Source organism: Citrobacter sp. XT1-2-2 (assembly GCF_023516235.1).
GTDB classification, from domain to species: Bacteria; Pseudomonadota; Gammaproteobacteria; order Enterobacterales; family Enterobacteriaceae; genus Citrobacter; species Citrobacter werkmanii.
This window is the reverse complement of the sequence record NZ_CP097324.1, coordinates 2,840,165-2,854,109: the sequence shown is the minus strand read 5'-3', so window position 1 is coordinate 2,854,109 and position 13,945 is coordinate 2,840,165. Positions and strand designations below refer to the sequence as shown.

Below are 13,945 nucleotides of genomic sequence, written 5' to 3'. Positions count from 1 at the left end.
TTTTACGCCATGAGTGAATCAAGCTAAAATGACAGTTTATCGCTAAAATCGGACATTCTTATGTTGGGACTAAGATTGGATGGGTATGAACCTGACCTTCACCATGATGCCGCGGTGGCGTTCTGCATTCAGGCCCGGGAAGATGAACTCTTTAGTCCGCTGCATCAGCATCGTAAGGGGCAGTTGATTCTGGCTTTGCATGGCGCGATTACCTGCGAGGTCGAAAATGCCATGTGGATGGTACCTCCCCAATATGCGGTGTGGATCCCTGGTGAAATTCCGCACAGTAACCATGTAACCGTAGGCGCACAATTGTGTTTCTTGTTTATTGAACCTCATGCCGTCGTGATGCCTGAGCGTTGTTGTACGCTAAAGATATCTCCCTTGTGCCGGGAGCTCATTCTCTCGCTGGCGTCGAAAACGGACGACCAACGACTGGAACCGTCAACTCAGCGACTGACGCAGGTGTTGTTTGATGAACTCCCGCAGCAGCCGCAGGAGCAACTGCAGTTACCGGTTTCCGATCATCCGAAAATCCGCAGAATGGTCGCGACAATGGCGCGAGAGCCTGCCCAATGGCAGACGCTGGGGCAGTGGGCCGACGTATTTGCGATGAGTGAGCGCAACCTTGCCCGGCTGGTCGTCAAGGAAACGGGATTGAGCTTTCGCCGCTGGCGTCATCAGTTGCAGTTGATTCTGGCGCTGCAGGCGCTGATCGATGGTCATAATGTGCAGCAGGTCGCGCAAATGCTCGGTTATGATTCAACCACCGCATTTATCACGATGTTCAAAAAAGGCCTGGGGCAGACCCCAGGCCGTTATCTGAGCTGACTTGCTACTGCTTCCCAACAATCAACGAGACCAGACCTGCCGCAATAAGCGGCCCCACCGGTACGCCGCGAAACAGCGCCACGCCCAGCACCGTACCGACCAGTAAACCGGCCACAAGCTGGGGCTGGCTGCCCATCAGCGTGACGCCGCGCCCGCCAAGCCAGGAGACAACCACGCCGACGGCAATTGCGACCAGTGATTTCCAGTTTACAAAGGAGTGAATGAGCGTGGAGGGCGGTAGCGTTCCGCTGGCGATCGGTGCCATTACGCCGATAGTCAGAATAATAATCCCGATGGTCAGTCCCTGTTTTTCAATCCACGGAAAGAACGTATTCAGAGGGGTTACACGGACGATGATCAGCACCAGAATTGAAACAGCGACAGTGGTGTTGTGGCTGACAAAGCCCAGAGCTGCCAGTCCGAGGAGGATCAGCAAAGTGACATCAAACATCGTAGTTTCCTTGCCAAAAGAAAAAATAAGCCTGCTTACTGTACGCGTAAACGCGTGACGGAACAGGCTTTATTTAATAATTATGATTTTTTTGAGCTAATGCACGATGCGGCGTTATTTACTGCTAACTCGGCTGTTATTGAACGCGGCGGAACGAAATTAATTCCGGTTGTGCAATTCGCAGGTAATCAGCAGTATCCATGATCACGGATTTTTCCAGCATTCCGGCATTGAACGCAATTTCAGTAAAACGTTCAAACAACAGCGGATCGGCGACCAGTTTGAGATTCGGATGGAAACTAAATGGTGGGATTGCGCCAAATACGCAACCCGTCAGTTCATCGACTTCCGCCGGGCTGGCGAGCGACGCTCTCAACCCGCCGATATGGCCGGCCAACAGGCTCAGGTCGGCCTGCTGGTCGGCAGAGAGAATCGCCAGAACATGCTGATTAACGCCGTTACCCTTTACTTTACAGACCAGCGCTTTTGCGCCCTGGCCCAGTGCAGTACCGCGAATTTCAGAGACCGCTTCACATTTGCCGACGGCTTCATGGCTAACCACGCGATACGTCGCGCCTTGTTCTGATAATAACGAAATTAAACGCTGATGCGTTGCGTTACCTTTGTTCACTTCCGTCATGACTTGCTCCTGGTACAACAATGAAAATCCTGGCTGAAAAATGATTACGCATCGGTGCGTTTTTTCTGTTTGTTCAGATAGAGTTGGGCATCCGATGCTTTGTAAGCATCATCAATGGTGTCGTTTGGTTGCATATTATAAATCCCGGCAGAGAAGCTGATTGATATATCTTGCGCAATAATTTGTAAGTTGTAGCGAATCCGTTCCAGCACGCGGTGCGTTAATTCACTGGGATGATCGATGAGGATAATGCAAAATTCATCCCCGCCGAGTCGGATGGCATAGTCGCTTTTGCGAATCGAGGTTTGAATGGCTTTAGCCAGAAGGGTGATAATGCGATCGCCTTCCTTATGCCCCAATGTGTCATTAATGACTTTTAGCTTATCGCAATCAATGGCGATAAAGGTCACGAGGGTTCCCGTGTTGACCAACTGCTGCAAACGCTGTTCGAGCATCGGCGTCAAAATTTTACGGTTATAGAGTCCGGTCATCGCATCGCTGATATTTTCCCGCGTGACGTTGTGATACAACCGAAAATGAGTTCTGACCATATTCAGCAGCAATATCGTTGCCAGAAGATAAAAGGCGAATATTTTCCATGATGAGACGATAAAGTACATAAAATCAAGAGATAACGTGACGTGTATGCCGCCAGGGATGTCCTTCTCGTAGTGAACGTAGCGGAATAAATGGGTCTCACTTTGGTGAACAATAATCTCTTTTCCTGAGCTGATATCCGAGAGCGTCACGTTAAGAAAACGCCAGACGAGAGGGCGATCGCTGGTATAAAAGATATTTTTTAAATTTTCTTTGTTAATATCCACCATCACCACGCCTTTTAGCTTACCGGCATAGTAGACCGGCGTTAAAAAACTCATCACCTTTTTCTCGGTCAGGTTATCCTCATAAATACTGGAGATCACCGTACGACCAGTGAAAATACCGTCAATATCATTCTGATCGATTCCCAGCGAGCCTTTTTGCAAAAATGTCCAGTTGTGTATCGCAAATTTCCGTGAATCGATCAGGTCATAGAAATAGACGTAGTTATTTTTCAGATCGACGTAGTAGCGAAATTTATACTCCAGCGTCCCTAATCCCTGCCCATAATCCTTTTGCAGGCGATTGACGTTCACCGCCCGGTCAAAAGAGGGTAACAGGAATACGTCTTCAAGTTGCCCGCTACATTTCGTGGAGGTGGTCTGCAACGTACCGTGTAATGGCAGATAATTATGCGCTGTGAGATTGAGCCCATGTGTACCGTTAACGCTATCGAAAGCATCGCAGAACGCTTTTTGTTGTTCGACAGATGCGGGTCCCTTAGGGGATGAAAATGTGCGCATCAGATGGGCTGCAATACTCTGATTGGTGTACTTATCATAGAGAAAGGAGGAGTCGGCTTTCTCATTGATATAGCGCATATAGGCATTCATTGCCTTATCGCTGGCAATGAGTTCATAAACTAAAAAAGAAGATGTCAAAACAACAACGCTGACTGAGATAAAGAGCCTGAGCGCTTTATGATGCAACTTCATAATGAATTACAGCCCATAGGTTAGAGATGCGATTTTACCACATGCTCCACATTCGCTCTAACGAAGCGGCGGGATAAACCATTGCAAAATGTCACGATCATGATACAGGGTAATGTAATCAGCCGAAGCCTGAGCCTCGGCCGAAAGTGGTTACTTAATTATTGCTGGTGGTACTTTGCTTATGAAACAGTTCGCGGAATACCGGATAAATATCATCCTGATCGCGGATATGCTGCATCGCAAAATTTTCAAAGGTTGATTGTAGATGTTCATATTCACGCCATAAGGTCTGGTGCGCGCGGCGAGTAATTTCGATATAGCTGTAATATCGCACTACCGGCAACAGTTTTTTCGCCAGAATCTCATGACACAACGGTGAATCATCCGCCCAGTTATCACCATCCGACGCCTGCGCGGCATAGATATTCCACTGAGCAGGGTCGTAGCGGTCTTTCACCACTTCATCCATTAACTTCAGCGCGCTGGAGACAATAGTTCCCCCGGTTTCCTGAGAGTAGAAGAACTCATGCTCATCTACCTCTTTCGCCTGGGTGTGGTGGCGAATATAAACCACTTCCACGTTCTTATAGGTGCGGCTTAAGAACAGATACAGCAGAATATAAAAACGCTTTGCCATATCTTTGGTCGACTGATCCATCGAACCGGAGACGTCCATCAGACAGAACATCACCGCCTGGCTGGAAGGATCGGGCCGTTTTTCATAATTCTTGTAGCGTAAGTCAAAGGTGTCGATAAACGGCACGCGTTCGATTTTTGCCCGTAGTTCGGCAATTTCTTTGCGTAACCGTTCTTCTTCCAGCAACTGAGCCGGTTCACTTTTCTCGATGGTCTCAAGATCCGCTTCGAGCGCATGCAGTTCGCGACGCTTACCTGCCGTCATTGCCGTGCGACGCGCCAGTGAATTTTGCAGGGAGCGCACCACGCTGATGTTGGCCGGCACACCGTTAGAGGTAAAACCAGCCCGGTGCGTTTTGTACTCCGTTAGCTGACGCTGCTGATTCTGTTTAAGGTTTGGCAGTGCTAAATCTTCGAAAAGCAGATCGAGATATTCATCTTTAGAAATCTGGAAGACGAATTCATCCTGACCCTCGCCATCCTGACTCGCCTGGCCTTGCCCGCTTCCCGAACCGCCGCCTCCGCCCTGTGGACGTTCAATACGGTCATTCTGCACAAAATGGTCATTACCCGGATGCACACGATGGCGCAAGCCACCGCGCCCCTGATGAAACATCGGTTCGCTAATATCATCAGTCGGAATAGAGACAGATTCGCCGCTATCCACATCAGTCACCGAACGCTTGTTAATGGCCTCGGAGATCGACTGTTTAATTTGCGATTTATAACGGCGTAAGAAGCGCTGGCGGTTTACCGTGCTCTTGTTTTTGCCGTTAAGACGCCGGTCAATAAACCAGGTCATAAGCCCCCCGTACTGCATTTGCCAACTTACGCTTCATCCTTCAAGTTGTCTCCGCGTTGGCTGTATTCGCTCACCCAGTCACGTACTTATGTACGCTTCTGGGAATTCACTCATTTGCCGCCTTGATACCTCTTGAATGATTTCGCGTACAGAAGAAATATTGGCCCGGTAAACGGATAAATTTTCCGGGCCATTTATGCTCTTAAGACGATTTACGTACGCGCAAATACCATTCGCACAGTAAACGCACCTGTTTACGCGTGTAGCCTTTTTCCATCATACGGTCGACAAAATCGTCGTGTTTTTTCTGCTCGTCAGTCGAGGTTTTGGCGTTGAACGAAATAACCGGCAGCAACTCCTCGGTATTGGAGAACATTTTCTTCTCAATCACCGTGCGCAGTTTTTCGTAACTGGTCCAGTTTGGATTGCGACCGCTGTTATTCGCTCTGGCGCGCAGAACAAAGTTGACGATCTCGTTACGGAAGTCTTTCGGGTTACTGATACCCGCTGGCTTCTCAATTTTTTCCAGCTCTGCGTTCAGCGACTCGCGATCGAACAGTTGACCGGTATCCGGGTCACGGTACTCCTGATCCTGAATCCAGAAATCCGCATAGGTGACGTAACGGTCGAAAATGTTCTGTCCGTATTCGGAATAGGATTCGAGATAAGCTGTCTGAATCTCTTTGCCAATAAATTCAGCATATTTCGGGATCAGGTAGCCTTTCAGGAACTCAAGATAACGTTCTGCCTGCTCCTGAGGGAACTGTTCACGCTCGATTTGCTGTTCCAGGACGTAGAACAGATGCACCGGGTTCGCCGCGACTTCGGCATGATCAAAGTTAAAGACGCGAGAGAGGATCTTAAACGCGAAACGCGTGGACAGACCGTTCATTCCCTCATCGACCCCGGCGTAATCCCGATACTCCTGATAGGATTTCGCTTTTGGATCGGTATCTTTCAGACTTTCGCCATCGTAAACGCGCATCTTCGAGTAAATGCTCGAGTTCTCAGGTTCTTTCAGACGAGAAAGAATGGTGAAACGGGAGAGCGTTTCCAGCGTGCCTGGCGCGCAAGGCGCATGGGTCAGCTCACTGTGATTAAGCAATTTCTCGTAAATTTTGATCTCTTCGGAGATCCGCAGGCAATAAGGCACTTTGACAATGTAAACACGGTCAAGGAACGCCTCATTGTTTTTGTTGTTGCGGAACGTCACCCATTCGGACTCGTTCGAGTGGGCAAGAATAATTCCGTTAAACGGCAGGGCAGAGATACCTTCCGTCCCGTTGTAGTTTCCTTCCTGGGTGGCGGTCAGCAGAGGATGCAACACTTTAATCGGTGCTTTAAACATCTCTACGAACTCCATAATCCCCTGGTTAGCGCGGCACAACGCCCCCGAGTAACCGTAGGCATCAGGATCGTTCTGGGCGTGGTGTTCGAGTTTACGAATATCCACTTTCCCGACCAGCGCAGAGATATCCTGGTTGTTTTCATCGCCAGGTTCCGTTTTGGCGATAGCGATCTGCTCCAGAATAGACGGCCAGACTTTGACGACGCGGAATTTTGTAATGTCCCCGCCAAATTCGTGCAGGCGTTTCGCCGCCCATGGCGACATGATCGTCCCGAGGTAGCGACGCGGGATCCCATACTCTTTTTCCAGGATCTGCGCATCTTCCTGTGGATTAAACAGGCACAACGGATGATCGTTAACCGGGCTACGTTCGCCATTGGCGCTCAGGACATAAATCGGAACTCTCTGCATCAGCGACTTGAGTCGCTCAGCGAGAGATGATTTCCCCCCTCCCACAGGCCCCAACAGATACAGAATCTGTTTCTTCTCTTCTAACCCCTGAGCCGCATGTTTCAAATAAGAAACAATCTGCTCAATGGCATCTTCCATGCCGTAAAACTCTTCGAAAGCGGGATAGCGTGCAATTACCCGATTCGAAAAGAGTCGAGAAAGACGAGGTTCGTGGGCAGTGTCAACCATGACAGGCTCACCAATAGCCATTAATAGCCGCTCTGCCGCGTTGGCATAAGCACTGCGATCTTGCCGACAAGTGGTAAGAAACTCCTGCAGCGTGAACTCTTCGTCCTTGGCAGCTTCGTAACGCTGGCGATAGTGATCGAATATATTCATGGTATGCCGTCCTTTCGTTTTTTAGCACATGTTAAGAGCCGTTCATATGAATAGTAGAGGCCCCTGAAGAGGTAAACTGAACGACGTCGCTGCTGAAGAAATAAGCAACTCTCATGCCATTTTGATGGTCAGGAGATCAACGTATTCGGTGATACACCTTCTAAAATTAAGCGTAGATGGCATTTGCAAAACTTGCCTGGGTGCGCAAATGAATTTCAATGGCATATCAATAACTCATCAGCAAAAAAAGCACATCTTATGTAAAGAAATGGGGCGGGATTCATGTGGTGTTCACTATCCTGCAAGCAAAATGTCATCACTCGCTGAGAAATTAGGGGGTTACATTCCTGGACTAATACGTAAAATAGTTGGGCTGAAGCGTATTGGCGGTTACACTTTGACCGCTACACATTTGAATAAGGAATTATGGATTGTGACCAAACTCAAACTTCTGGCACTTGGCGTGCTTGCCGCAACCGCAGTTAGCACCGCACACGCGGAAAGTCAGTGGACTGTTGGTGCAGGTGTCGGCGTGATTAACAGCCCGTACAAACAGTATGACCGCGATGTTTATCCCGTTCCGGTTGTCACCTATGAAGGCGATAACGTCTGGTTCCACGGTCTGGGTGGCGGCTACTATCTGTGGAATGATACGGCAGATAAGCTCTCCATCATGGCGTACTATGATCCGACGCATTTCAAGCCGGGTGACAGCGACAGCCATGCTTTGCGCCAACTCGACAAGCGTAAAAGCAGCCTGATGGCTGGCCTCTCGTATGTACATAACACCCAGTATGGTTTCCTGCGTACCGCTCTGGCGGGTGATACCCTGGATAATAGCAACGGCTTTATCTGGGATCTGGCCTGGCTCTACCGTTACACTAACGGTGCGCTGACTTTGACGCCGGGTATCGGTGTGCAGTACAGCAGCGAAAACTACAACGACTATTATTATGGCGTGTCCAATCACGAGTCTCGCCGTAGTGGTCTGAAAAGCTACAGCGCTGACGATGGATGGGATCCATACCTGGAGTTGACTGCAAGCTATAACTTCCTTGGCAACTGGAACGTATACGGCACTGGCCGTTATGTGCGTTTGAGTGATGAAGTGAAGGATAGCCCGATGGTCGATAAATCCTGGTCTGGCATCTTCTCGGTGGGTGTAACCTACAAGTTCTGATGCTATTGCGTGTCAAATAAAAGCCTGCAGAGATGCGGGCTTTTTTATGCTTCGTGGGGATGAATATTGATCTAAAACATGAGATTGCATTTTTATAGTGGTTTTATGTTTCGCCTGGCCGTAACGATTATTTAACCTGGTATTTCTTTTGCCGTTACTAAAAATAAACCTCTCATTTTATTAGCCTGATAGCTATTGTTTTTTTTTCATGAGGTAATATCGTCATGTCTTAATGATTTATTGTTGTGGGCTGTCGTTTTCTGGGTTTATAATTTATTGATAATACTGTGGTTTATTGTATTGCGATGCGCGGGATATTTATTCTCAAGTGGCATAAGGATAACTGATAACTATTTTGGCTTATTTCGAATGTTAACTTTCAGGTGAAAAAATAAAAAATTAATCATTTGTTTTTATTTTACATCCTTTAGGTATTTGTCTGAAAAAATTAAAATTGACATTAAATATCCTATTGCCGATATTCATTAAACTTTAAAAGTAGTGATAGCAACTCTCGTGGTAAGGCCATAAATATGCCACGGGGATATCTTGAGTAAAAACCTGGTATAAATAATGAAAAAGTTAATCATGATAGCTGTGATGGGCGGGGTCCTGGCTGGATGCACCAGCGAGGCTTCACGCATGAGTGCATGCGAAAACAAAGGGATCAGCCGCGATGCCTGCTACATCGCCGAACAAAACCGTCAGGCGACAATCAATGCCGCGGCTGAAAAACAGGCCCTGGAAAACGCGCAAAATCTGTATAGCTCTGATGGCACCCATCCCGACCATCACCACAAACACGATAAATACTAAGGTTTAACTCATGAAGAAATTGATTATTATCGCTGCGCTGGTGGCTTCATCTGCTGCGCCTGCTTATGCTATCAGCGAAGCATATCGTCAGCAATTACAGCATGAACACAAAACTCAGGTCAGCGACGCTAATGCCCCGGTGCACGCCAGCAAAACCACATCCGTGCATATGAATAAGCTGGGCGTGGACTTTAAACGTGGCGCTGATGGTATTGCATATATTAATGGCAACCCTGCGGCAAATGATGAAAATAATGCCGATGCACAAACTTACAGTGCGGGTTTGATTTCCGTCATTGTCTATAAAAACGGAAAAATTAACGCCATGAAAGAGGGCAAATATTTAGGTCGGTTGAAATAAGCGCTGGCTAGTGAAAATTTTGCATTATTTAGGTCCGTGATCTGCATCAGATCCCGGGCCTTTGACTTTAATAGCATTAACGGGCGACACGCCAAACTATGATGGTGCAATTTGTGCACCATAACAGGACACATGTCTGTTGTTTTGCTTTACTGTGGTGCATTAACACAGGAGGGTGCGATGACAGCGAAACAGGTGATGTTTACGGAGCAGGTATCGCTTCCTGCGATTGGGCAGGGAACATGGTACATGGGTGAGGATTCAGCCCGACGTCGGGATGAAGTCGCCGCGTTACGGGCTGGGCTGGATCTTGGCCTGCGATTGATTGATACAGCCGAAATGTACGCAGATGGTGCAGCGGAAGAGGTTGTTGGCGAGGCGCTGTCAGGTCGGCGTGATAGCGCTTTTTTAGTTTCGAAGGTTTACCCATGGAATGCCGCGGGCAACAAAGCGATTGCCGCCTGCGAAGCCAGCCTGCGTCGTTTGAAAACCGATTATCTGGATCTCTATTTGTTGCACTGGACGGGAGACTTTTCATTTGCTGACACCGTCGACGCTATGGAAACGCTGATTGCGCAGGGCAAAATCCGCCGCTGGGGCGTCTCTAATCTTGATTACGATGATATGCAGGCATTATGGCAGGTTGCAGGTGGACGACACTGTGCAACTAATCAGGTGCTCTATCATTTAGCATCGCGCGGCATTGAATATGATTTACTGCCATGGTGCCAGCAACAGCAGATGCCGGTTATGGCCTACAGTCCGCTGGCTCAGGCAGGGCGGCTACGGGGGGACTTGCTTTTTAACCCAGTGGTCAATGACATTGCGCGCGCCCACAATGCCAGCGCTGCGCAGATTTTACTGGCATGGGTTATTCGTCTTTCGGGGGTGATAGCCATTCCGAAAGCCGCGAATGTGGCGCATGTCGAACAGAATGCCGCGGCACTGGAGATAACGCTCTCTGCCGATGAGCTGACGCAGTTAGATAAGGAATATCCGGCGCCAAAAGGTAAAACGGTGCTGGATATGGCCTGATTTGCTGCATGTCGCGCTGAGTTGCCTGATGGCGCAAACACTATCAGGCAACTGACACGATCTTAGCGCTTAGCAACACGAATCGTTTGTGCCAGGCGAGACGGTTTTTCTTCGGTGGTTTTCTGCGGTGCCGTGGCGTAAGCCGTTTCTACGCAAACAAATGTTTTGTAACCGTCATCCGGCATGTCGCCCATGCTGACAGACAGCGCCGGGCCTGGGTTCCAGCCCACGACATTCAGATGGTGGTGGTGGATTACGTCAATATTGCGATTCAGCGCATCATCATGAATGACGCTGCACGCTTCCGGATTCAGATAGACACGATCGGTACGGTCCGGGAAGGTCTGGATACCATCAGCCAGTACGTCTTCTTTGGCATCATTCACTTTATCGATCAGACGATCGCCAAGACCGCTGACTTTCACCGCCGCAATATCACCCACATTGAAATAGGTATGCAGCGCGGAGGTGGTTTCAAACTCACCGTGCGCTTCCAGCTCCATCTCGCAGGTGGCGCCCACTTTGAAACGGGCCAGCAGGCAGAACTCGTGCGGCCAAAGCTGATGCGTTTCAGCGCTGCTTTGCAGTTCGAACGTCAGTACGACACCTTTCTCGTCTTCGTTATGCGCCTTCAGCGTCCAGGGCAGGTTACGTGCAAAACCATGAGACGGCAGGCCAGGCTGAGCGGCAGGGCCAAACCACGGCCAGCAAATCGGTACGCCGCCACGCAGCGCAACACCGGTTTTAAACGGCGTATTGTTACTTAACCACAGGACTTCTTCTTCACCGTTTGGTTTCCAGGAAAGAAGATGTGCGCCCTGCAGCGCAAAAGAGGCTTTAACCTGCGGGTGATCGACAACAATGACCTCAAGCTCATCAAGCTGACGGCGGGAGAGTACCGGGGCAATTTGTTCGACTACCGGAAGTGCAAAAATTTTATTAATCATTACGCAATCCTTTCTTCAGGCAAAAAAAGAGCGACCGTAGTCGCTCTTACAGATTACTGTTTCATCTCAACTTATTTGGAGATGTGAGCAATCAGATCCAGAACTTTGTTGGAGTAGCCGGTTTCGTTGTCGTACCAGGATACCAGTTTCACGAAGTTGTCGTTCAGTGCGATACCTGCTTTAGCATCGAACACGGAAGTGCAAACTTCACCGTTGAAATCGGTAGATACTACGTCGTCTTCGGTGTAACCCAGAACGCCTTTCATCGGGCCTTCGGAAGCAGCTTTGATTGCTTTCTTAATTTCTTCGTAAGAAGCAGCTTTTTCCAGACGAACGGTCAGGTCAACAACGGATACGTTCGGGGTAGGAACGCGGAACGCCATACCAGTCAGTTTGCCGTTCAGTTCTGGCAGTACTTTACCTACAGCTTTAGCAGCGCCGGTAGAGGACGGGATGATGTTCTGGGATGCGCCGCGGCCGCCGCGCCAGTCTTTGTGAGACGGGCCGTCAACGGTTTTCTGAGTAGCGGTGGTCGCGTGAACAGTAGTCATCAGACCTTCGATGATGCCGAAGTTGTCGTTGATAACTTTAGCCAGCGGAGCCAGGCAGTTAGTGGTGCAGGAAGCGTTAGAAACGATGTCCTGACCTTCGTATTTGTCAAAGTTAGCGCCTTTAACAAACATCGGAGTGTTATCTTTGGACGGACCAGTCAGAACCACTTTTTTCGCGCCAGCAGTGATGTGCTTACGAGCGGTTTCATCTGTCAGGAACAGGCCAGTAGCTTCAGCTACTACGTCAACACCAACTTCGTCCCATTTCAGGTTAGCCGGATCACGTTCAGCGGTAACACGGATTTTTTTACCGTTTACGATCAGATGACCGTCTTTCACTTCAACGGTACCGTTGAAACGGCCGTGAGTGGAGTCATATTTCAGCATGTAAGCCATGTAGTCAGCGTCTAACAGGTCGTTGATTGCAACGATCTCGATGTCAGAGCGTTCTTGAGCAGCACGGAAAACAATGCGACCGATACGGCCAAAACCGTTGATACCTACTTTGATAGTCATATATTCCACCAGCTATTTGTTAGTGAATAAAAGGTTGCCTGTAAAATTACAAAAACCTTACGCAGCGTCAAGCGGAATCGTGTCAATCATTGCGACAAATCAATCTGCTGCCTAAGCTTTGCGCAACTGACTCGCCTCACTCTTCCTTTGGGCTTGAAACCACATGGGGTCGGCGGCCCGAATTTTAAAGGGCAATCAAGATAAAAACGTGATTCTGATCACGAATTGCAGGTTGCCATTTCGCAAGGATCAAGTTTAGAACAAAAGTTCGCACTCCGGTGTTAATGTTTTGTTAGAATCTGTCTCGCGATGTGAGTTTAGATAAAGCGAGATGTGAGCAAATGGCTAATCAACCTTCTCCAGAAGAACTGAAAAAAAATTTAACAGAAATGCAGTTCTACGTGACGCAGAATCACGGGACAGAACCGCCATTTACCGGGCGTTTGCTGCATAACAAGCGTGACGGCATCTACCACTGTTTGATCTGCGATAAACCGCTATTTCGTTCCGAGACAAAATATGACTCTGGCTGCGGCTGGCCCAGTTTTTACGAGCCGGTCAGCGAAGAGGCTATCCGTTACATAAAAGATACCTCGCATGGTATGCAGCGCATTGAAATCCGCTGTGGGAACTGTGATGCGCACCTGGGACACGTCTTCCCGGATGGCCCAAAACCTACCGGTGAGCGCTACTGTGTCAACTCAGCCTCTTTGAACTTTACCGATGGCGAAAACGGTGAACAAATTAAGGGCTGAAGAAACGATTCAGCAAATTATTCTACGGAGGGGGGATTTAACATGAATCTTGATGAGATGATCAACAGCATGACGCCGGAGGTTTATCAGCGCTTATCTACCGCCGTTGAACTCGGAAAATGGCCGGATGGCGTGGCGCTAACGGCAGAACAAAAAGAGAACAGCTTACAACTGGTGATGTTATGGCAGGCGCGCAACAACATTGATGCGCAACATATGACGATTGATACCAACGGTGAGATGGTGATGAAGAGCAAGCAGCAGCTAAAGGTTGAATTTGGTATTACGCCTGAGCCTATAGCAACGTTCAAATCCTGATAATCCTGGCCCGGCAGTCATGATGTCGGGCCCGCAGTCGCTGTTATTTTTTGTTCATCATCGCCTTCAGATCGGCAAACGGATTATATTTCGCTTCGCCAACAGCCTTCTGCGCATCTTCTCCGGCAACCACCGTTGAACCATACTGGTCCGCTTCCGTATATTTAGAATGCTCGTGATCGTGACAATACAGGCACAACATTTCCCAGTTGCTACCATCTTCCGGGTTATTGGAGTGATCGTGATCGATATGGTGTACCGTCAACTCGCGCAAATTTGAATAGACAAACTCGCGGGAACAGCGTCCGCAGACCCAGGGGAAGAGCTTAAGGGCTTTTTCACGGTAACCAACTTCCAGACGAGCGTAATTTTTAGGGATAAAAGCCATAAAAGCTCATGCCTCCAATAGAAAATGAATAGCTGCGCCAAAGGCT

The 13,945-nt window shown here is 48.7% G+C and carries 14 protein-coding genes and 1 pseudogene; 7 read left to right on the top strand and 8 right to left on the bottom strand.

Going from position 1 to position 13,945, the window contains the following annotated elements; all coding sequences use genetic code 11:
- Positions 1-60: 60 nt before the first annotated feature.
- Positions 61-853 (top strand): annotated as a pseudogene (locus M4I31_RS13585) (helix-turn-helix transcriptional regulator); the annotation flags it as partial.
- Here M4I31_RS13585 and M4I31_RS13580 read toward each other — a convergent pair.
- The 5 genes from M4I31_RS13580 to yeaG all read right to left on the bottom strand — a co-directional run bounded on the left by M4I31_RS13580 (position 836) and on the right by yeaG (position 7,032).
- Positions 836-1,282, bottom strand: coding sequence for a DUF441 domain-containing protein (locus M4I31_RS13580; RefSeq protein ID WP_085049524.1), 447 nt, complete (start codon positions 1,280-1,282; stop codon positions 836-838). The pseudogene M4I31_RS13585 and the gene M4I31_RS13580 sit on opposite strands and share 18 nt — an antisense overlap.
- A 136-nt stretch (positions 1,283-1,418) precedes the next feature.
- Positions 1,419-1,922, bottom strand: a complete 504-nt coding sequence (locus M4I31_RS13575) for a YbaK/prolyl-tRNA synthetase associated domain-containing protein (protein WP_038640035.1) — start codon at positions 1,920-1,922, stop codon at positions 1,419-1,421.
- 44 nt (positions 1,923-1,966) lie between these two features.
- Complete coding sequence (gene dgcJ / locus M4I31_RS13570; protein WP_085049523.1) at positions 1,967-3,457, bottom strand: diguanylate cyclase DgcJ; 1,491 nt, start codon at positions 3,455-3,457, stop codon at positions 1,967-1,969.
- A 154-nt stretch (positions 3,458-3,611) separates the two neighbouring features.
- Positions 3,612-4,895, bottom strand: a complete 1,284-nt coding sequence (locus M4I31_RS13565) for a YeaH/YhbH family protein (RefSeq protein ID WP_085049522.1) — start codon at positions 4,893-4,895, stop codon at positions 3,612-3,614.
- Between the two features lie 202 nt (positions 4,896-5,097).
- Entirely contained in the window at positions 5,098-7,032 is a 1,935-nt protein-coding gene (gene yeaG / locus M4I31_RS13560) for a protein kinase YeaG (protein ID WP_038640044.1), read from the bottom strand.
- Between the two features lie 433 nt (positions 7,033-7,465).
- Between yeaG and M4I31_RS13555 the strand changes: the two genes are divergently transcribed.
- The 4 genes from M4I31_RS13555 (at position 7,466) to M4I31_RS13540 (ending at position 10,424) form a co-directional block, all read left to right on the top strand.
- Positions 7,466-8,212, top strand: a complete 747-nt coding sequence (locus M4I31_RS13555; protein WP_038640047.1) for a MipA/OmpV family protein — start codon at positions 7,466-7,468, stop codon at positions 8,210-8,212.
- Positions 8,213-8,785: 573 nt separating this feature from the next.
- Positions 8,786-9,028, top strand: coding sequence for a hypothetical protein (locus M4I31_RS13550; protein WP_038640050.1), 243 nt, complete (start codon positions 8,786-8,788; stop codon positions 9,026-9,028).
- A 10-nt stretch (positions 9,029-9,038) separates the two neighbouring features.
- Positions 9,039-9,389 carry a hypothetical protein gene (locus tag M4I31_RS13545; protein ID WP_085049521.1) on the top strand — a complete coding sequence of 117 codons (351 nt, stop codon included), beginning with the start codon at positions 9,039-9,041 and terminating at the stop codon, positions 9,387-9,389.
- A 180-nt stretch (positions 9,390-9,569) separates the two neighbouring features.
- Positions 9,570-10,424, top strand: a complete 855-nt coding sequence (locus tag M4I31_RS13540; RefSeq protein WP_085049520.1) for an aldo/keto reductase — start codon at positions 9,570-9,572, stop codon at positions 10,422-10,424.
- Between the two features lie 62 nt (positions 10,425-10,486).
- Here the strand turns inward: M4I31_RS13540 and M4I31_RS13535 are convergent, their stop codons facing one another.
- Both M4I31_RS13535 and gapA read right to left on the bottom strand, forming a co-directional pair.
- A complete protein-coding gene (locus M4I31_RS13535) occupies positions 10,487-11,371 on the bottom strand; it encodes a D-hexose-6-phosphate mutarotase (RefSeq protein WP_085049519.1) in 885 nt (294 codons plus the stop codon).
- 71 nt (positions 11,372-11,442) lie between these two features.
- A complete protein-coding gene (gene gapA / locus M4I31_RS13530; protein ID WP_003030697.1) occupies positions 11,443-12,438 on the bottom strand; it encodes a glyceraldehyde-3-phosphate dehydrogenase in 996 nt (331 codons plus the stop codon).
- 341 nt (positions 12,439-12,779) lie between these two features.
- Between gapA and msrB the strand changes: the two genes are divergently transcribed.
- Positions 12,780-13,193 (top strand): peptide-methionine (R)-S-oxide reductase MsrB, encoded by a 414-nt coding sequence (gene msrB, locus M4I31_RS13525; protein ID WP_006684886.1) that lies wholly within the window; start codon positions 12,780-12,782, stop codon positions 13,191-13,193.
- Between the two features lie 42 nt (positions 13,194-13,235).
- Entirely contained in the window at positions 13,236-13,511 is a 276-nt protein-coding gene (locus M4I31_RS13520; protein ID WP_003030693.1) for a YeaC family protein, read from the top strand.
- Between the two features lie 43 nt (positions 13,512-13,554).
- Here the strand turns inward: M4I31_RS13520 and yajD are convergent, their stop codons facing one another.
- Positions 13,555-13,899 carry an HNH nuclease YajD gene (gene yajD, locus M4I31_RS13515; protein ID WP_003832478.1) on the bottom strand — a complete coding sequence of 115 codons (345 nt, stop codon included), beginning with the start codon at positions 13,897-13,899 and terminating at the stop codon, positions 13,555-13,557.
- Between the last annotated feature and the right edge of the window lie 46 nt (positions 13,900-13,945).